The sequence below is a fragment of the Methylopila musalis genome, assembly GCF_042679725.1.
Classification (GTDB): domain Bacteria; phylum Pseudomonadota; class Alphaproteobacteria; order Rhizobiales; family Methylopilaceae; genus Methylopila; species Methylopila musalis.
The window spans coordinates 1-17,574 of record NZ_JBHTMX010000010.1 but is presented as its reverse complement, the minus strand read 5'-3'; the positions used below and the strand labels follow the sequence as shown (position 1 = coordinate 17,574).

The following is a 17,574-nucleotide window of genomic DNA, read 5'->3' as shown; positions in this document are numbered from 1 at the left end:
GCCGCCGGCCGCGTCACTTTTTGGCGCGGGCCTTGTCCTTGCTGTCCTTCTCGGCACCCTTGTCCTCGCTCAGCGCGGCCTTCAGCGCGCGGCGCACCGCGTTCTGCCGCGCGGTGGAGGCGAGCTTCGCCCCGGTGAGGTCGGTGACGTAGAACACGTCCACCGCCCGCTCGCCGAAGGTCGCCACATGGGCGGAGACGATGTTGAGGTTCAGCTTGGAGATCGCGGTGGTCAGCTCGTAGAGCAGGCCCGGACGGTCCAGCCCCACCAGCTCCAGCACCGTGTGCCGGTCCGACCACGCGTTGGTCACCGTCACCTCCGGCTCCACGTGGAAGGCGCGGCTGCGGCCCTTCTGGCCGCTCGCCACCTTGCTCTCCACGATGTCGTGCAGCCAGATGTCGCCGATCAGCGCCTTCTCGATGCTCTCGGCGATGCGGGCGCCCCGGCGCAGCTCGTCGTCGTCCTGGGGGAAGGCCCGGCTGATGACGATGGAGTCCAGCGCGAAACCGTCGGTGGTGGTGTGGATGTGGGCGTCCACGATGTTGGCGCCGCCGGCCGCGCAAGCCCCCGCGATGATGGCGAGCAGGCGGGGATGGTCGGGCGCCAGCACGGTCAGCTCGGTCACGCCGCGGAAGGCGTCGGTCGTCACGTCGGTGGCGAGCTTGCGGTCCTCCTTGTCAGCCGCCGCGATGAAGCGGGCGTGCGCCACGGCGCGGTCGGCGTCCTCGCGCAGCCAGTAGGCGGGGTAGTGCCGCTTGGCGTAGGCCTTGAAGGCCCGGTCGCTCCAGTCGGACAGCCGCTCCCGCACCTCGCCTTGCGCGCGCTCCACCTGCCGGTTGCGGTCGCCGTCGGAGCGGCCGCCCGTGAGCAGGTTCTCGGTCTCGAAATAGAGCGTGCGCAGCAGCTGGCCCTTCCAGCCGTTCCACACGCCCGGCCCCACCGCCTTGATGTCGCAGATGGTCAGGATCAGCAGCAGCTTCAGCCGCTCCGGCGACTGCACCACCTTGGCGAAATCCGCGATGGTGCGTCGGTCGGAGAGATCGCGCGACTGGGCGACGATCGACATGGTCAGGTGCTGCTCGATCAGCCAGGCCACCGTCTCGGTCTGGTTGGCGTTCAGGCCGAGGCGCGGGCACAGCCGGCGGGCGATGCGGCCGCCGGCGACCGAATGGTCCTCGGGGCGCCCCTTGGCGATGTCGTGCAGGAACAGCGCCACGTAGAGCGCGACCCGGTCGCGCACCGTGGGCAGGATCTCGCTCGCGAGCGGATGGATCTCCCGCGCGTCGCCGCCCTCGATCTGCGACAGCACCCCGATCGACCGCAGCAGATGCTCGTCCACCGTGTAGTGGTGGTACATGTTGAACTGCATCATCGCGACGATCTTGCCGAAGTCCGGGATGAAGCGGCCCAGCACGCCGGTCTCGTTCATCCGCCGCAGCGTGGTCTCGGGCGTGCGGCGGGAGGTGAGGATCTCGATGAAGAGCGCGTTCGCCTCCGGGCTCTCCCGCAGGCGCGCGTCGATCAGCTTCAGCGACTTCGTCACCAGCCGCACCGCGTCCGGATGCAGCGCCAGATGGTTGCGGTCGGCGATGTGGAAGAAGCGGATCAGGTTGACCGGGTCCTTGGCGAACACCGTGTCGTCGATCACGTCGAGCCGGTCGGACTCGATTGCAAAGTCCCCGAGCTCCTTCGGCTTGCGCTTGGGCTTCAGCTTGGTCAGGAACCGGTCGAGCCGGGGCTTCGGCTTCTGCTGCCGTTCCTCGAGCGCGTGGCAGAGGATGGCGGTCAGGTCGCCCACGTCCTTCGCCACCAGGAAGTAGTGCTTCATGAAGCGCTCGACGTCCTTCAGGCCCGGATGCTCGGTGTAGCCGAGCGCCAGCGCGATCTCGCGCTGCAGGTCGAAGGACAGCCGGTCTTCCGCGCGGCCGGTGATGTAATGCAGATGGCAGCGCACCGCCCAGAGGAAGTCCTCGCACTTGCGGAACAGCTTCAGCTCCGCCGCGGAGAACAGCCCGACCTTGACCAGCTCCTCGATGTCGCGGACGCGGTAGACGTATTTCGCGATCCAGAACAGCGTGTTCAGGTCGCGCAGGCCGCCCTTGCCCTCCTTGACGTTGGGCTCCACCAGATAGCGCGAGGCGCCGGAGCGGACGAGCCGCTCGTCGCGCTCGGCGAGCTTGGCGGCGGCGAATTCGGCGGCGGCGCCCTCCACCACCTCGGCGTCGAAGCGGCGCATCTTGTCGAGGAAGATCGCCTCGTCGCCCACCACGAAGCGCGCTTCGAGCACGGCGGTGCGGATGGTCATGTCCGCCTTGGAGAGGCGGATGCACTCGTCCACGGAGCGGGTGGCGTGGCCGACCTTCAGCCCCGCGTCCCACAGCACGTAGAGCATGGCCTCGACCACGCTCTCGCCCCAGGCGGTCTGCTTGTAGGGCAGCAGGAACAGGAGATCGACGTCCGACCCCGGCGCCATGGCGCCCCGGCCGTAGCCGCCCACCGCCGCGACCGACAGGCGCTCGCCCGACGACGGGTTCTGGCGCGGGTAGAGATCGGTGGTGGCGTGCTGGAACAGCGCGCGGATGACCGCGTCCATCAGGCCCGACAGCCGCGCCGCGCACAGCGCGCCGCCCTTGTCCTCCAGCAGCCAGGTCCGGGCCAGCGCCCGGCCATCGGCCAGGGCCTGCTTCACCCGCGCGACGACCTCCGCGTGCCGCTTGCCGCTGTCGCCCCGTCGGGCGGCGGAGATGGCGGCGAAATCGGCGGCGAGCGCCGTCTCGTCGCAGAGTTCACGGGCGGCGCGCGCGGCGCGCGCGGGCGGACGGAGTGCGGACATGGGCCGGAGACGGTTCCGATGTGGCGGCCCGAAGGACCGGAGATGCGCCGTCGGCGCGACGGCCGTATGTAGGCAAGGAACGCGCCCGCGTCACGTGGCGACGCTAAGGCTGTCGGCCGCCAAGAGGATCGGCCCTCGCCGCCGATCGCGCGGCGGCGGGGTCCGGAGCCGCTCACATGACCTTGACCCGGGTCCCGACGCCGACCCGCTCGTAGAGGTCCGTCACGTCCTCGTTGGTCATGCGGATGCAGCCGGAGGACACCGCGCGGCCGATAGACCACGGCTCGTTGGAGCCGTGGATGCGATAGAGCGTCGAGCCGAGATAGAGCGCGCGGGCGCCGAGAGGGTTGTTGGGGCCGCCGGCCATGAACACCGGCAGTTCGGGGCGGCGCTGGCGCATTTCCGCCGGCGGGCGCCAGTCCGGCCACTCGCGCTTGCTGGAGATGGTCTCGACGCCCTTCCAGGAGAAGCCTTCCTTGCCCACGCCGACGCCGTAGCGGATCGCCGTGCCGTCCGCCTGCACGAGATAGAGGAAGCGCTCGGAGGTGTTGATGACGATGGTGCCCGGCTCCTCCGCGCCGCGATAGGGCACCGTGGTGCGGGCGAATTTCGGATCGAGGCCCCGGCGGGTCTGGGGCGCGGCGCCGGCGCCGGACGGCGGCCCGGCGTAACGCGGCTGGACCTGCCGCACCTGCGGCGGGCGGGCCTCGTACGGGTCGCCATAGGCGTCGCCGTAATCCTCCTCGTAGTAGCGGCGGTACGACCGGCCGCGCCACTCGTCGCTCCCGTAGCCGCGCTCGACCGAGGCCCGCTCGCGCGCGGACGGGATCCGCCGCGGCTGGCGATAGACGGGCTCGTCCTCGAACATGTCCTGGATGAAGCGGTCGCCCCGGGACGAGCGGCGGATCACCCGCGGCTCGTCGTCATAGACGTAGCGCTCGACCACCCGGGCCTCGGAGCGGTCGCGGCGCACATAGTCCGGCGCCTCGATGACGCGCGTCTGGGCGAAGGCCGCGCCCGACGGGGCGAGCAGCGCGACGGCGAGCGCGGCGAGCGGCGCGAGGCGGAAGACAGACACGGGTTTCACACTCCTCGAACGGCCGGGACGGCCACGATTAAACGGCGCCAGAGCCTTACGTTGCATGAACGACTGCGTGAGCCTTCCGCGCCGACCATGGCGAAAAGGGGTCCGCGGCGGCGGGCTCCGAACGGTCGCGCCTCTCCTGTCGCACGCGGGCGACACTCCGGCCCTGCGCTTGTCACCCCTTTTTCGCCGTGACAGAACGGCCCCTGCGGCCGAACCGGCCGGCGTGCGGGAGACGACCATGACCGAGGTCCTGATCCGGGAGGCCGTCGACGCGGACGGGCCTGAACTGATCCGTCTCGCCGAGGCGACGCTGGCCGAGCACGCCGAGAACGACGGCGTCGAGAGCTTCGGCCCGGCCTTCGCCGCCCCCGCCAGCGGCTTCGCCGGCCGCGGCGGCCGGCTGTGGGTTATGGCGGACGCGAGCGGCGCGCTCGTCGGCGCGCTCGGCGTCGCGGCCCATGTGCGGCCGCAGGAGTTCGAGATCGAAGCGCTGTTCCTCGCGCCCTCGGTCCGGGGCCAGGGCTTCGCGCTGGCGCTTCTCGCCGGCGCCGACGCCTTCGCCGCCGCCTCGAGCGCCGTGCGCCTCACCGCCTGGATCGACACGCGCTTCACCGGCGCGATCCGGTTCCTGCTGCGGCACGGTTTCGTGCGCCTGCCCGGCACGCGCGCCCGGCACGACGGCTCGAACGCGCTGACGCGGCATTACGCCCGCGACGTCGCCGCCGCGGCCTGACGTTCGGATTGTTTCAGCCGACCGCCTTGCGCAGCTCGCCGAGCCTGCGGCGCGTGACCTGCCACGAGCCGTAGCCCAGCCGGCGCTCGATCTCCCCTTGCGCGACGCGCCACAGCGGCAGCGCGGCGTCGAGCGCTTCGCGCCCCTTCTGGGTCAGGGTGGGCTTGCGGCGGCCGTTCACGCCCTTCTCGGGCATGACGAGACCTTCTTTCCGCAGCAACTGGAGATTGCGCACCAGCGTGGTGCGCTCGATCTCGATCCGATCGGCGAGATCGGTGATCGAGCCCGCCTCGTCGGCCTCGATGGCGGCGAGCAGCACGAACTGCGTGCCCTTCAGCCCGGACGGCCGCAAGGCGTCGTCGTAGAAACGCGTCACGGCGCGGGCGGCCATGCGGGTGTGCGAGCACGCGCACATGGTGTGGATGTCGAGAATCTCGTCTCTCGTCGCCATGAGGCAGGATCGCGCCAAATTCCGACCGAAATCAAGGATTTTGACGCAGGCGCGCCCTCCGCCGGACGCATTGCGTCAGCGGACCCGCCACACCCGCGACATGCGGGTCGGATATCCACGCCAGACGACGCGCCGCCGTTTCCGCGAGCAGGCTGGCTCGCCACCGATCGACTGTTGCGGAAACCGGCTCCCCAAGCCTCTTCGCAGCGCAAAAAAACGCGGAGCCTCGGTCGCGGCGTCCTTGACAGCGCGGGGCGTCGTTCGTATCTCGCCGGCTGTTAGCGCTCTTCCGATGAGAGTGCTAACGCGCCGGCGCCAAGACGCCGGAGGGTACATTTGGATCGCGAAGCGTCTCCGCAAGCGCTCGAGAGGAATTCACCTATGGCATTTCGTCCGCTGCACGACCGCGTGGTCGTCCGCCGCCTGACCGCCGAAGAGAAGTCCAAGGGCGGCATCATCATTCCGGATACCGCCAAGGAAAAGCCGCAGGAAGGCGAAGTCGTCGCCGTCGGCGCCGGCGCCCGTGACGAGAACGGCAAGATCGTCGCTCTCGACGTGAAGTCCGGCGACAAGATCCTGTTCGGCAAGTGGTCGGGCACCGAGGTCAAGATCGACGGCGAAGACCTGCTCATCATGAAGGAGTCGGACATCCTCGGCGTCATCGCCTGAGGCTTTTCGACCTTTCGTTCACGCCCGGCGGGGCCCGCGCCTGAACGGCGCCGCGGCCGGCCGGATCGAACCTGACACATCGCTCAAGGGAGCACTCACATGGCTGCGAAAGACGTACGTTTTTCCGCCGACGCGCGCGACAAGATGCTGCGCGGCGTCGACATCCTCGCCAACGCGGTGAAGGTCACGCTCGGCCCGAAGGGTCGTAACGTCGTGATCGAGAAGTCCTTCGGCGCTCCGCGCATCACCAAGGACGGCGTCACCGTCGCCAAGGAGATCGAGCTCGAGGACAAGTTCGAGAACATGGGCGCCCAGATGGTGCGCGAAGTGGCCTCGAAGACCAACGACCTCGCCGGCGACGGCACCACCACCGCGACCGTGCTCGCCCAGGCGATCGTCCGCGAGGGCGCCAAGTCGGTGGCCGCCGGCATGAACCCGATGGACCTGAAGCGCGGCGTCGATCAGGCCGTCGCCAAGGTGATCGAGCACCTCAAGGCCTCGTCCAAGAAGATCGCCACCTCCGCCGAAGTGGCGCAGGTCGGCACGATCTCTGCGAACGGCGACAAGGAAGTCGGCGAGATGATCGCCAGCGCCATGCAGAAGGTCGGCAACGAGGGCGTCATCACGGTCGAGGAAGCCAAGAGCTTCGAGACCGAGCTCGAAGTCGTCGAGGGCATGCAGTTCGATCGCGGCTACCTGTCGCCGTACTTCGTGACCAACGCCGAGAAGATGATCGCCGAGCTCGAGGATCCGTATATCCTCATCCACGAGAAGAAGCTCTCCGGCCTGCAGGCGATCCTGCCGGTGCTCGAGGCCGTGGTGCAGTCGGGCAAGCCGCTCGTCATCATCGCCGAGGACATCGAGGGCGAGGCGCTCGCCACGCTCGTCGTCAACAAGCTCCGCGGCGGCCTGAAGGTCGCGGCCGTGAAGGCGCCGGGCTTCGGCGACCGTCGCAAGGCCATGCTCGAGGACATCGCGATCCTGACCAACGGCCAGGTCATCTCCGAGGATCTCGGCATCAAGCTCGAGAACGTCACCCTCGACATGCTCGGCCGCGCCAAGAAGGTCGTGCTCGAGAAGGAAAAGACCACGATCGTGGACGGCTCCGGCGAGAAGGACTCGATCGAAGGCCGCGTCGCCCAGATCAAGGCCCAGATCGAAGAGACCACCTCCGACTACGACCGTGAGAAGCTCCAGGAGCGTCTCGCCAAGCTGGCTGGCGGCGTGGCCGTCATCCGCGTCGGCGGCGCGACCGAGATCGAGGTCAAGGAAAAGAAGGACCGCATCGACGACGCCCTCAACGCCACCCGCGCGGCGGTCGAGGAAGGCATCGTTCCGGGCGGCGGCACCGCTCTGCTGCGCTCCAAGAAGGTGATCGCCGACCTGAAGTTCGACAACGCGGACATCCAGGCGGGCGTGAACATCGTGCTGAAGGCGCTCGAGGCCCCGATCCGTCAGATCTCGGCCAACGCGGGCGTCGAGGGCTCGATCGTCGTCGGCAAGCTGCTGGAGAACGCCTCCGCCACCGCCGGCTTCAACGCCCAGACGGAAGAGTACGTCGACATGATCGAGGCCGGCATCGTCGACCCGACCAAGGTCGTGCGCACCGCCCTCCAGGACGCCGCTTCGGTCGCGTCCCTGCTGATCACCACCGAGGCCATGGTCGCCGAGCTGCCGAAGAAGGACAGCGGCGCTCCGTCGATGCCGGGCGGCGGCATGGGCGGCATGGACTTCTGATCCAGCCCTCACACGGCTTGAAACGCGAAGGCCCCGGAGCGATCCGGGGCCTTTTTTCGTTCGCGCAGCGCCCTGCCCTCCCGCCGGCCGCAGCCCTCGCCTGAAACGCCGCTCGCGTCCGCGCTTGACATATATTCATTTTGCGTCTTAGTTAGACGCACGATAGATATATAGGTGACGGATGACCGAGGCGGAGTTCCTGGAGGCCTATGACGCGAGCGGCTACGAGCGGCTGTCGGTCACGGTCGACCTGATCCTGATGAGCGTGGTCGATCGCCGGCCGGCCGCCCTGCTGCTGCGCCGCGACGCCCATCCCCATCTCGGGCGCTGGTCGCTGCCCGGCGGGTTCGTCCGCGGCGACGAGAGCCTCGACGCCGCGGCGCGGCGGGTGCTCGCGGCGAAGGCGCGGATGACCGACGCCTATGTGGAGCAGCTCTACACCTTCGGCGCCGTCGATCGCGATCCCCGCACGCGGATCGTCAGCGTGGCCTATTTCGCGCTGCTGCCGGCCGACCGTTTCGCAGCCGCCTTGAAGGCCGCGCCGGACCTGACGCTCGCCGAGCTGGTGACGCCGTGGTCCGGGGAGACCGGCGGCCCGGTGGAGGCGCGCTCCACGGACGGCGAGACGCTGCCGCTCGCCTTCGACCACGCCGAGATGCTCGGCCTCGCGATGCTGCGGCTGCGCGGCAAGCTCGACTATTCGGGCGTCGCCTTTGCGCTGCTGCCCGAGCGCTTCACCCTGCGCGCGCTGCAGGACGTCCACGAGGCGATCCTCGGCGTCACGCTGAACAAACCCGCTTTCCGCCGCCGGATGCTCGACGCCGGCCGGCTGGAGGCGACCGGCGAACGTGAGACCGGCGCCTCCTTCCGCCCGGCCGAGCTGTACCGGCTCCGCCCCAACCCACAGACACAGGAGTGATCCACATGGCCTCGATCAGAAGCCTCGGGTTCGTCGCCCAGCTGCGGAGCGACGCGAGCAACCACGTCATCCGCTACCGCAACGGCCGGGTCCGCAAAAGCGGGCGCGGACTGGTGTTCTGGTTCAACCCCGAAACCGCCAGCATCGCCGAACTGCCGATGGACGACCGCGAGATGACCGTGTTCGTCAAAGGCCGCAGCCAGGACTTCCAGAGCATCGCGATCCAGGGCGCGCTGACCTGGCGGGTGGTGGACCCGGAGGTGCTGGCCTCCCGCGTCGACTTCAGCCTCAGCCTCGCGACCGGCGCGCACAAGAGCGAGCCGATCCAGCAGATCGAGACCCGCATCGCCGGCCTCGTCAATCAGGCGACGCTGCAATATCTGGCGCAGGCGCCGGTGCGGGCGCTGCTCGACGCCGGGCCCGAACCGCTCCGCCGCCAGCTGGAGGCGGCGCTGGCGGCGAACCCGGCGCTGGGCGAGATCGGCATCGCGGTCGCGGCCATCCGGCTCACCAACCTCGCCCCGTCGAGCGAGCTCGAGCGGGCGCTGCAGACGCCGACCTTCGAGGCGCTGCAGCAGAAGGCGGACCAGTCCGTGTTCGAACGCCGGGCGCTCGCGGTGGAGAAGGAGCGCGCGATCGCCGAGAACGAACTCGCCAACCGCACCGAACTGGCCCGCCGCGAGACGCTGCTGATCACCCAGGAGGCGGAGAACGCCCGCAACCGCGCGGCCGGCCTCGCCGAGGCCCAGCAGGTGGAGGCCTCGGCCGAAGCGGAGCGCATCCGCATCGTCGAGAGCGCGAAGGCCGAGGCCGAACTGGCGCGGATGGCGATCTACCGCGACCTGCCGCCCGGCGTGCTGCTGGGCTTGGCCGCCCGCGAGCTCGCCGGCAAGCTGGACACGATCGAGCACCTGAACGTGACGCCGGACCTGCTCGCCACCGTGCTGGGCGGGCTCCGTCCGGACACGGCCAGCCTGCCGGCGCGCTGATGGCGACCAACGCGCCCCGCGCGGTCTTCGTCACCCGGGAGACCGACTACGAACGGCTGCTCGCGCGTCACGCCACGCGCGGGCAGGCCAAGTTCTTCCTCGAGACCCGCGGCCAGGACATCGACCTGGTCGAGGACCGCCACCGCCAGATGCACGCGACGCTGCACGCCGCCCGCGCGGCGACGCCGGGCGACTGGCGGCAGGCGGCCGTGGGCCGCGCCGACCTCGACCGCTTCCAGTTCGGCCCCGAGGACGTGATCGTCGTCGTGGGGCAGGACGGGCTGGTGGCGAACGTCGCCAAATATCTCGACGGCCAGCCGGTGCTCGGCCTGAATCCGGCGCCCGACCTCTATGACGGCGTGCTGGCGCGCGTCACCCTCGCCCGCTTCGCGCCGCTGCTGCCCGCAAGCGTCGCGGGCGCCGCGCCGGTCGAACGCCGCACCATGGTGGAGGCGCGGCTCGACACCGGCGAGCGGCTGCTGGCGCTGAACGAGGTGTTCGTCGGCCACCACAGCCACCAGTCGGCGCGCTACCGCATCGCCTGCGCCGGCGCCGCCGAGGACCAGTCCTCGAGCGGGCTGATCGTGGCCTCGGGCACCGGCGCCACCGGCTGGGCACGCTCGATCATGGAGGCGACGCGCACGCCGGTGCCGCTCGATCCGCAGGAACGGGCGGTGGCCTTCTTCGTGCGCGAGCCGTTCCCGAGCGTCGCCACCGGCACGACGCTGCGCGTCGGCAAGCTCCAGAAGGAAAGGCTGGCGGTGATCTCGCGCATGAACGAGGGCGGCGTCATCTTCGCCGACGGCATCGAGCAGGACTTCATGGCCTTCGACTGGGGGCGCGGCGTGACCATCGGCCCGGCCGCCCAGACGCTGCGGCTCGTCACCGGCTGACGCGTCCGGACCGCGGGCCGCGGCCGGGCGGCCTCACGCCGCGGACGCCCGCACCGCAGCCCAGTCCAGCCCGAAGCGCGCCAGATACTTCCGCAGCCGGTCGGCGTCGTTGGCGCTCGCCTTCTTCATCCGGCTCGCGGCGAACAGCGCGCGCCCGGCGGCGCTCGCCGTCGGCTCCCGGCGGCAGACGCGGCGTCGTCCCGGTCCCGGTGGAAGCGGGTCGCGATCCGCGTCGTAGCGCGACAGGTCGATGTCGATGATCGCGCAGGAGCCGGTGGGCGGAACGTCGCCCCGCTCCCGCCGCGGCGGAGACAGCTGCAGGATCTTCGCCGGCACGAACCGCGCCTCGATCAGCAGGAACCAGCAGATCTGCGCCACATGGGCGCCGGTGGTGATGTTGACGAAAGAGTCCTCGGCGTCCGTGTCGAACGGGTAGGCCCGGGCGAGGCCGACGCCACCATGGCGGCCAGCGCGACAAGCTTCATCATCGCGCCAGTCCGATCTGTTTCATGAAGGTCAGATTGTCCTCCAGATGCCAGTTGTCGGTGATCCGGCCGCCTGTCACCCGCAGGATGTCGGTGGCGATGAAGTCGATCGGCTGGCCCTTGCCCGCCGTCCCCATGAAGTCCCCGGTGAAATGGCCGGTGAAGCGCAGGTGGCTCACCACCCGGTCGCCCACCACCAGCCGCTGCACCACTGCGACCTTGAGATCGGGCACGGCGGCAAGAAACGCCTTGCTCGCCGCCGCCGGACCTTGCGGCCCCTGCGGCCGGCCGGGCGGCAGGGTATGGTCGGTGAAGGTCGGCGCGATGGCCTGGTCGAGCAGCGCTTGGCTGCCGTTGTTCCAGAAGCCGTAGAAGGCGTCGACCGGCTTCAGCATCGCCGCGACGGAGGCGCCTGACAGGCTCTTGTCGACGATCAGCTCCTGCGGACGGGCGAGCGCTACCGCGGCATGATCGTCGACCGGCGCGGCGAGCGACGGGCCGGAGAGCGAGAGCAGCGCCAGCGCTGCAAGGGCGATCGGAAAAGCACGCATCATCGGCCCCCTCACGCGATCGTGCCGCCGCCATCCACCGTGACGGTGGCGCCGGTGACGAAGGAATTGGTGGCGACGAACAGGATCGCCTGCGCGATGTCCTCCGCCCGGCCGACGCGGCGGACGGGCAGCCGCTTGGCGGCGCCCTCGAACATCGCCTGCCGGTCGGCTTCCGCCATGCCGCTCCAGAGCTTCGTATCGACAAGGCCCGGCGAGACGGCGTTCACGCGGACCGGCGCCCTCTCCAGGGCGAGCCCGCGTGCCAGAGCCTCCAGCGCCGCGTTGATCGCGCCTTGCAGCACCGAGGAGGCGCTCGGCCGCGTCGAAAGGAAGCCGGAAACAAAGGTCAGCGAGCCGCCATCGTTGATCTTCGCAGCCTTCGCCACGCGATAGGCGCCGAAAAACTTGGAGTTCATCGCGGCCTCGGCATCCGCCTCCGCGAGCCTGGCGACCGAACCGGTCTTCGTCGCAGCGGCGGCGATCACGACGTGGTCGAACGGCGCCTGGCTTCCGAAAAAGGCTGCGATCCTCGTGTCGTCCAGCAGGTCCAGCTCATCGCGGCCCGGGCGCGCGACGTCTGCGCCAGCCGCACTGAAAGCGTCAGCGGCAGCCCCGCCGATCCCTCCCGATGCGCCGACCACCAGCACGCGCTTGTTCTTCAACTCGACCATCCTCAGGATCTCCTCGATTGCTGTCACGCGACGGATCGCGCCCTCGAACGTCGAGGTAGGCGTTGAGATCCGGCGAAGAAGAGCGCAATCGGACGATTGTGCCTCAACCGGCGTTTGACAATGTTAGACGATCTCAACGAACTGCGGACGCTGAGGGCCATCATCGCGGCTGGTTCCCTCTCCGCTGCCGGGCGAGCGCTCGGCGTCAGCCTCGCGGTGGTTAGCAAGCGATTGTCCACGCTGGAGAGGCGCGTCGGCTTGCGGCTGGTCAACCGCACGACGCGCACCCTGTCCCCGACCGACGAAGGGCTGGCGCTCTTCGCCCATCTCGACCGCGTGTTGGAAGAGCTTGACGAGGCCGAGGAGAAGCTCGCCACCGGCCGGGACGAGCCCATAGGCACTCTGCGGGTCACGGCTCCGGTCTCGTTCGGCCGCCGCCACGTCGCGCCGGTGCTGGCCGCGCTGGTCGAGCGCCATCCCCGGCTCGATGCCGTGCTGTCGCTCGACGACCGGCTGGTCGATGTCGGCGGCGGCACGTTCGACGTCGCGATCCGCATCGGCGGCCTCGGCGATACGAGCGCGACCATGCTCAAGCTCGCCGACAATCGCCGCGTGCTGGCGGCCTCGCCCGCTTATCTCGATCGCCGGGGCCGGCCGCGAACGCCGGACGACCTCCCCGCTCACACCTTCCTGCGATACGGCGACGGCATCGCGCCCTGGATGCTGCACGGTCCCCACGATGCGACCGCGACGATCGCGGCCACCCCACGCCTGCGCGTCGACAATGGTGACGCGCTCCACGACTGGTGCCTCGCCGGACACGGCGTCATGATGAAGTCGGTCGTCGACATGGGTGACGACCTCGCCGCCGGACGGCTTGAGCAGGTGCTGCCCGGCTGGAGCGGCGGCGCGATGCCCATCGTCGCTCTGTTCGCCAGCCGCCACCATCAACCCCGCAAGCTGCGCGCCTTCCTCGACGCCATGGCGGAAGCGATGCGGCGTTAGAGAGCTATAGTGCTCATCCGCGTCCAGCCGGGCCCGCCATCATGGGCCCGTAGCTCAGCGGATAGAGCAGGGGCGAGCGGCTGCCGCAAGGTGGCCCGCGCCAGACGTTTCGTCGAACTTGTCGTCACGGCCTCCGCCCTCGATCGCGGGCGCGGCGAACGCCAGCGGGACTACAGGTAGAGCGTCCGCCGGACACGGCGGGAGGTCGGCGGCTCATATCCGCCCCCGGGAGACCGGGTAGCTCAAAGATGTCCCGCGCCCTCACTTGTCGCCGCGACCTTGCCGAATGAAACGCGCGGACACGACGCGTAAGGAGACGCGCCATGATCACTGGAAAAACGCTCATCGACTGGGGCTTCGCCCCCGGCCCCTGGTTCGCCGAGGGGATCGCCGCCGCGCAGGCGGCGGCCGAGCGCGGCGAGGACCCGCGCGCGGCCGCTGCTGCGCGTGCTCCGAAGCAGCGCCCGCAGCGCGCAATGAGCGCGCCGGGCGCCCTGCCCTACCACCTCAACATCCGCGCCGAGAACGACGGCGACGCGGCGAACATCGCCAATGTGGAGGCGCATATGGCCGAGCTGATGCGCGTGCCGACGGTCCGCGCCGGCGCGGTGATGCCGGACGCCTGCCCCGCCGGCCGCGCGCCGGGCACGATCCCCGTAGGCGGCGTGGTCGCGACCGAGAACGCCATCCATCCGGGCTTCCACTCCGCCGACATCTGCTGCTCGATGGCGCTGACCTCCTTCGCCAACGCCGACCCGACCGCGCTTCTCGACGCAGGCATGACGCTGTCCCATTTCGGCGGCGGCGGACGGCCGCGCGGCGCGCAGATCCGGCCCCCGGCCGAGATCCTTCAGGCGATGGAGGCGAACCCGTTCCTGAAGACGGTCACCTCGGCCGCGATCGAGCATTTCGCCACCCAGGGCGACGGCAACCACTTCTTCTCCGTGGGCCGCCGCGCCTCGACCGGCGAGGTGACGCTCGTCACCCATCACGGCTCGCGCAAGCCGGGGGCGCTGCTCTACAAGGCCGGCATGGCGGCGGCCGAGGCGACGCGGCGCGCGGTGTCGCCCGAGACGCCGAGCCACAACGCCTGGATCGAAGCCGACACCCCGGAGGGCGAAGCCTATTGGGAGGCGCTGCAGATCATCCGGCTGTGGACCAAGGCGAACCATTACGCCATCCACGACCTCGTGGCCGAGGCGCTCGGGCTGAAGCCGGTCGATCGGTTCTGGAACGAGCACAACTTCGTCTTCCGCCGGACCGACGGCCTGTTCTACCACGCCAAGGGCGCGACGCCGGCCTATGACGGCTTCAGCGCCGACGACAGCGGCCTGACGCTGACGCCGCTCAACATGGGCGAGCCGATCCTGATCACCCGCGGGCGGAACGCGCCGAATGGTCTCGGCTTCGCGCCTCACGGCGCCGGGCGCAACTTCAGCCGCTCGGCGTTCCTGAGGGCCCAGACCGAGACGCCGGCCGACCAACTCGCCGCCATCCGCCAGCGGATCGACGCGCGCTTCTTCAGCGGGATCCCCGACGCCTCGGAGCTTCCGGCCGCCTACAAGAACGCCGACACGGTGCGCGCGCAGATCGCCGCGTTCGGCCTTTGCGATGTGGTGGACACGGTGGAGCCGATCGGCTGCATCATGGCGGGCGACTGGCAGGCCAACGCGCCGTGGCGCAGGACGAAGGCCGCGCGCGACACGCAAGCCGACAGCGTCGGATGAAACGAGCACTCCGGTCGGGCAAACGGCAAACGTCTTCGACGCCGTCTTACGGCGCCGGAGACGCGGACCGACGGACCGGGGTCCGCCCACTCACACGTCGAGGTTGGCGACGGTGAGGGCGTTGTCCTGGATGAACTCGCGGCGGGGCTCCACCACGTCGCCCATCAGCTTGGTGAAGATGTCGTCGGCCTCATCGACCTCCTTCACCTTCACCTGCAGCAGCGAGCGGACGTTGATGTCGAGCGTGGTCTCCCACAGCTGGTCCGGGTTCATCTCGCCGAGGCCCTTGTAGCGCTGCAGCGTCAGGCCTTTGCGGCCGGCGGCGAGCACGCCCTCCACCAGCGCGGAGGGGCCGTGGACGGCGGTGGCGTCGTCCTTGCGCAGCAGGTGCGGCGTCGCGCCGTAGATCGCCCGCAGCGTCTCCGCGTGCTCGTCCAGCCGGCGGGCGTCGGCGGTGGCGATCAGCGCCGCGTCGATGGTCGCGGCCTCCCGCACGCCGCGCACGGTGCGGGCGAAGGTGAAGCCCTCCTCGCTCGCGGTCCCCGTCCAGCCGCGCTCGGTCTCCTCCGCCAGCGCGTCGAGCCGGCGGGCCACGTCGTCCGCCATGCCCTGCGCCTCGTCCGGGTTGCGCAGGATGTCCGCGCCAAGCGCGCCGGCGATCGCCGCCTGCTCCACCACCGTGCGCCGGTAGCGCGAGTGCAGCCCGCCCAGCAGCGCGCGGATCTGGCGCGCTTCGTCCACCACGGCGCGCAGGTCCGCGCCGGAGCGCACCTCGCCGTCCGCGAGCTTCAGCGACACGCCGTCGAGACCGGTCCCGATCAGGTAGTCCTCGAGCGCGCGCTCGTCCTTCAGATACTGCTCGGAGCGGCCGCGGGTGACTTTGTAGAGCGGCGGCTGGGCGATGTAGATGTGGCCGCGCTCCAGCAGCTCCGGCATCTGGCGAAAGAAGAACGTGAGCAGCAGCGTGCGGATGTGGCTGCCGTCCACGTCGGCGTCCGTCATGATGATGATCTTGTGGTAGCGCAGCTTGTCGACGTTGAACTCCTCGCGCCCGATGCCGGTGCCAAGCGCGGTGATCAGCGTGCCGATCTCCTGGCTGGACAGCATCTTATCGAAGCGCGCCCGCTCCACGTTCAGGATTTTGCCGCGCAACGGCAGCACCGCCTGGAAGGCGCGGTCGCGGCCCTGCTTGGCGGAGCCGCCGGCGGAGTCGCCCTCGACCAGAAACAGCTCGGACTTGGCCGGATCGCGCTCCTGACAGTCGGCGAGCTTGCCCGGCAGCGAGGCGATGTCGAGCGCGCCCTTGCGGCGGGTGAGCTCCCGCGCCTTGCGGGCGGCCTCGCGGGCAGCCGCGGCCTCGGCGACCTTCTGCACGATGGTGCGGCCCTCGTTCGGGTGCTCCTCGAACCAGACGCCCAGCGCCTCGTTGACCAGATTCTCCACCGCCGGCCGCACCTCGGACGACACCAGCTTGTCCTTGGTCTGGGACGAGAACTTCGGATCCGGCACCTTGACGGAGAGCACGCAGGTCAGGCCCTCGCGGGCGTCGTCGCCGGTGAGCGAGACCTTCTCCTTCTTCAGCACGCCGGACGACTCGGCGTAGCCGTTCACCTGCCGGGTGAGCGCCGCGCGCAGGCCCGCGAGATGGGTGCCGCCGTCCCGCTGGGGGATGTTGTTGGTGAAGCACAGCACGTTCTCGTGGTAGCTGTCGTTCCACCACAGCGCCACCTCGACGCCGATGCCGTCCTTCTCCGCCCGCAGCACCACGGGGTTCTGGAGCAGCGGCTGCTTGGCGCGGTCGAGATAGCGCACGAAGGCCTCGACGCCGCCCTCGTAGAACAGCTCCTCGCGCTTCGGCTCCACGCCGCGGGCGTCGGTGAGCACGATGCGCACTCCCGAGTTCAGGAAGGCGAGCTCGCGCAGGCGGTGCTCCAGCGTGGCGTAGTCGAATTCGATCACGCCGGTAAAGGTGGCCTTGCTCTCGGCGTCGCCGGTGTGGGGCAGGAAGGTCACCTCGGTGCCGCGCTTGCCGGCGGCCGCGCCGGTGACGGCGAGAGGGGCGTCCGCCACGCCGTGGGTGAAGGACATCTCGTGGGCCTTGTCGTCGCGCCAGATGCGCAAGGCGAGCTTGACCGACAGCGCGTTCACCACCGAGACGCCGACGCCGTGCAGGCCGCCGGACACCTTGTATGAGTTCTGGTCGAACTTACCGCCCGCGTGCAGCTGGGTCATGATGACCTCGGCCGCCGAGACCCCCTCCTCCGCATGGATGCCGACCGGGATGCCGCGGCCGTTGTCGGTCACGGTGCAGGAGCCGTCCGGGTTCAGCGTCACGGTCACGAGGTCGGCCCAGCCGGCCAGCGCCTCGTCGATGGCGTTGTCCACCACCTCGTAGACCATGTGGTGCAGGCCCGAGCCGTCGTCGGTGTCGCCGATGTACATGCCCGGCCGCTTGCGCACGGCGTCCAGCCCCTTGAGCACGCGGATGGAATCCGCGCCGTAGTCCTCGGCGCCGCCGTTTGCGGAGTGGTCGGTCATGGTCAGGTCTCCTCGCGGTGGGCCCGGCCGCGCGGGGAACGGCGGCGGGGCCGGCGAAGGCTCAGGCGAGCGGCAGCGACGGGCGCCCGGAATCAACGGGCGCGGATCGCTCTTTTTAGCCAAAGACCATGGCGAAAGCGAGCTTCGCGGGCGGATTTCCGCGAGCCGCCGGCCGCTTTCCACCGTCTGGAAAATGAGGGCGCGCGGCCGGCCGACGTCAGCTCGCGGCGACGCCCGCCGCCGCCGCGCCCATGGTGGCGCCGGAGACGCGGTTGAGCAGGCGCCG

Annotated in this window: 15 protein-coding genes; 8 read left to right on the top strand and 7 right to left on the bottom strand. The window is 70.1% G+C overall.

Features of this window, described 5'->3' with window-relative positions; all coding sequences use genetic code 11:
- Nucleotides 1–13 precede the first annotated feature (13 nt).
- Nucleotides 14–2,833, bottom strand: a complete 2,820-nt coding sequence (locus ACFQ4O_RS03040) for a [protein-PII] uridylyltransferase (RefSeq protein WP_378774166.1) — start codon at nt 2,831–2,833, stop codon at nt 14–16.
- 172 nt (nt 2,834–3,005) lie between these two features.
- A complete protein-coding gene (locus ACFQ4O_RS03035; protein WP_378774165.1) occupies nt 3,006–3,911 on the bottom strand; it encodes a L,D-transpeptidase in 906 nt (301 codons plus the stop codon).
- 247 nt (nt 3,912–4,158) lie between these two features.
- On the opposite strand from ACFQ4O_RS03035, the gene ACFQ4O_RS03030 reads away from it, so the two are divergent.
- Entirely contained in the window at nt 4,159–4,653 is a 495-nt protein-coding gene (locus ACFQ4O_RS03030; RefSeq protein ID WP_378774164.1) for a GNAT family N-acetyltransferase, read from the top strand.
- Between the two features lie 13 nt (nt 4,654–4,666).
- Here ACFQ4O_RS03030 and ACFQ4O_RS03025 read toward each other — a convergent pair whose 3' ends face one another.
- On the bottom strand, nt 4,667–5,104 hold the full coding sequence (locus tag ACFQ4O_RS03025) for a MarR family winged helix-turn-helix transcriptional regulator (RefSeq protein ID WP_378774163.1): 438 nt from the start codon (nt 5,102–5,104) through the stop codon (nt 4,667–4,669).
- A gap of 381 nt (nt 5,105–5,485) precedes the next feature.
- Here ACFQ4O_RS03025 and groES point away from each other — a divergent pair, with 381 nt between their 5' ends.
- From groES to ACFQ4O_RS03000, 5 genes are all read left to right on the top strand, one after another.
- Complete coding sequence (gene groES / locus ACFQ4O_RS03020) at nt 5,486–5,773, top strand: co-chaperone GroES (protein ID WP_271202850.1); 288 nt, start codon at nt 5,486–5,488, stop codon at nt 5,771–5,773.
- A 99-nt stretch (nt 5,774–5,872) separates the two neighbouring features.
- A complete protein-coding gene (gene groL, locus ACFQ4O_RS03015) occupies nt 5,873–7,510 on the top strand; it encodes a chaperonin GroEL (RefSeq protein WP_378774162.1) in 1,638 nt (545 codons plus the stop codon).
- A 181-nt stretch (nt 7,511–7,691) separates the two neighbouring features.
- Nucleotides 7,692–8,429: an NUDIX hydrolase gene (locus tag ACFQ4O_RS03010; RefSeq protein ID WP_378774161.1), complete on the top strand. Its 738-nt coding sequence runs from the start codon at nt 7,692–7,694 to the stop codon at nt 8,427–8,429.
- Between the two features lie 5 nt (nt 8,430–8,434).
- Nucleotides 8,435–9,418, top strand: a complete 984-nt coding sequence (locus ACFQ4O_RS03005; protein WP_378774160.1) for an SPFH domain-containing protein — start codon at nt 8,435–8,437, stop codon at nt 9,416–9,418.
- The gene (locus tag ACFQ4O_RS03000) at nt 9,418–10,311 is read left to right on the top strand and encodes a hypothetical protein (RefSeq protein WP_378774159.1); all 894 of its coding nucleotides are present in this window, start codon (nt 9,418–9,420) and stop codon (nt 10,309–10,311) included. Before ACFQ4O_RS03005 ends, ACFQ4O_RS03000 begins: the two co-directional genes overlap by 1 nt.
- Before the next feature lie 33 nt (nt 10,312–10,344).
- On the opposite strand, the gene ACFQ4O_RS02995 is transcribed toward ACFQ4O_RS03000, so the two are convergent.
- The 3 genes from ACFQ4O_RS02995 to ACFQ4O_RS02985 all read right to left on the bottom strand — a co-directional run bounded on the left by ACFQ4O_RS02995 (nt 10,345) and on the right by ACFQ4O_RS02985 (nt 12,018).
- A complete protein-coding gene (locus ACFQ4O_RS02995) occupies nt 10,345–10,707 on the bottom strand; it encodes an RNA repair transcriptional activator RtcR family protein (RefSeq protein WP_378774188.1) in 363 nt (120 codons plus the stop codon).
- Nucleotides 10,708–10,795: 88 nt separating this feature from the next.
- On the bottom strand, nt 10,796–11,350 hold the full coding sequence (locus tag ACFQ4O_RS02990) for an ester cyclase (RefSeq protein WP_378774158.1): 555 nt from the start codon (nt 11,348–11,350) through the stop codon (nt 10,796–10,798).
- An 8-nt stretch (nt 11,351–11,358) separates the two neighbouring features.
- Nucleotides 11,359–12,018 (bottom strand): SDR family oxidoreductase, encoded by a 660-nt coding sequence (locus tag ACFQ4O_RS02985; protein ID WP_378774157.1) that lies wholly within the window; start codon nt 12,016–12,018, stop codon nt 11,359–11,361.
- A gap of 120 nt (nt 12,019–12,138) precedes the next feature.
- Between ACFQ4O_RS02985 and ACFQ4O_RS02980 the strand changes: the two genes are divergently transcribed.
- Nucleotides 12,139–13,023 carry a LysR family transcriptional regulator gene (locus tag ACFQ4O_RS02980; protein ID WP_378774156.1) on the top strand — a complete coding sequence of 295 codons (885 nt, stop codon included), beginning with the start codon at nt 12,139–12,141 and terminating at the stop codon, nt 13,021–13,023.
- Between the two features lie 323 nt (nt 13,024–13,346).
- The gene (locus ACFQ4O_RS02975) at nt 13,347–14,750 is read left to right on the top strand and encodes an RtcB family protein (protein ID WP_378774155.1); all 1,404 of its coding nucleotides are present in this window, start codon (nt 13,347–13,349) and stop codon (nt 14,748–14,750) included.
- A 90-nt stretch (nt 14,751–14,840) separates the two neighbouring features.
- Here ACFQ4O_RS02975 and gyrB read toward each other — a convergent pair whose 3' ends face one another.
- Nucleotides 14,841–17,288 carry a DNA topoisomerase (ATP-hydrolyzing) subunit B gene (gene gyrB / locus ACFQ4O_RS02970; protein WP_378774154.1) on the bottom strand — a complete coding sequence of 816 codons (2,448 nt, stop codon included), beginning with the start codon at nt 17,286–17,288 and terminating at the stop codon, nt 14,841–14,843.
- Nucleotides 17,289–17,574: the final 286 nt, after the last annotated feature.

What these genes read in the sequence shown, in the direction of transcription:
- ACFQ4O_RS02985 (WP_378774157.1), bottom strand. Translation starts at nt 12,018, where the DNA reads ATGGTCGAGTTGAAGAACAAGCGCGTGCTGGTGGTCGGCGCATCGGGA.
- ACFQ4O_RS03030 (WP_378774164.1), top strand. Translation starts at nt 4,159, where the DNA reads ATGACCGAGGTCCTGATCCGGGAGGCCGTCGACGCGGACGGGCCTGAA.
- ACFQ4O_RS03000 (WP_378774159.1), top strand. Translation starts at nt 9,418, where the DNA reads ATGGCGACCAACGCGCCCCGCGCGGTCTTCGTCACCCGGGAGACCGAC.
- ACFQ4O_RS02975 (WP_378774155.1), top strand. Translation starts at nt 13,347, where the DNA reads ATGATCACTGGAAAAACGCTCATCGACTGGGGCTTCGCCCCCGGCCCC.
- groES (WP_271202850.1), top strand. Translation starts at nt 5,486, where the DNA reads ATGGCATTTCGTCCGCTGCACGACCGCGTGGTCGTCCGCCGCCTGACC.
- ACFQ4O_RS03025 (WP_378774163.1), bottom strand. Translation starts at nt 5,104, where the DNA reads ATGGCGACGAGAGACGAGATTCTCGACATCCACACCATGTGCGCGTGC.
- groL (WP_378774162.1), top strand. Translation starts at nt 5,873, where the DNA reads ATGGCTGCGAAAGACGTACGTTTTTCCGCCGACGCGCGCGACAAGATG.
- gyrB (WP_378774154.1), bottom strand. Translation starts at nt 17,288, where the DNA reads ATGACCGACCACTCCGCAAACGGCGGCGCCGAGGACTACGGCGCGGAT.
- ACFQ4O_RS02990 (WP_378774158.1), bottom strand. Translation starts at nt 11,350, where the DNA reads ATGATGCGTGCTTTTCCGATCGCCCTTGCAGCGCTGGCGCTGCTCTCG.
- ACFQ4O_RS03010 (WP_378774161.1), top strand. Translation starts at nt 7,692, where the DNA reads ATGACCGAGGCGGAGTTCCTGGAGGCCTATGACGCGAGCGGCTACGAG.
- ACFQ4O_RS02980 (WP_378774156.1), top strand. Translation starts at nt 12,139, where the DNA reads ATGTTAGACGATCTCAACGAACTGCGGACGCTGAGGGCCATCATCGCG.
- ACFQ4O_RS03040 (WP_378774166.1), bottom strand. Translation starts at nt 2,833, where the DNA reads ATGTCCGCACTCCGTCCGCCCGCGCGCGCCGCGCGCGCCGCCCGTGAA.
- ACFQ4O_RS03005 (WP_378774160.1), top strand. Translation starts at nt 8,435, where the DNA reads ATGGCCTCGATCAGAAGCCTCGGGTTCGTCGCCCAGCTGCGGAGCGAC.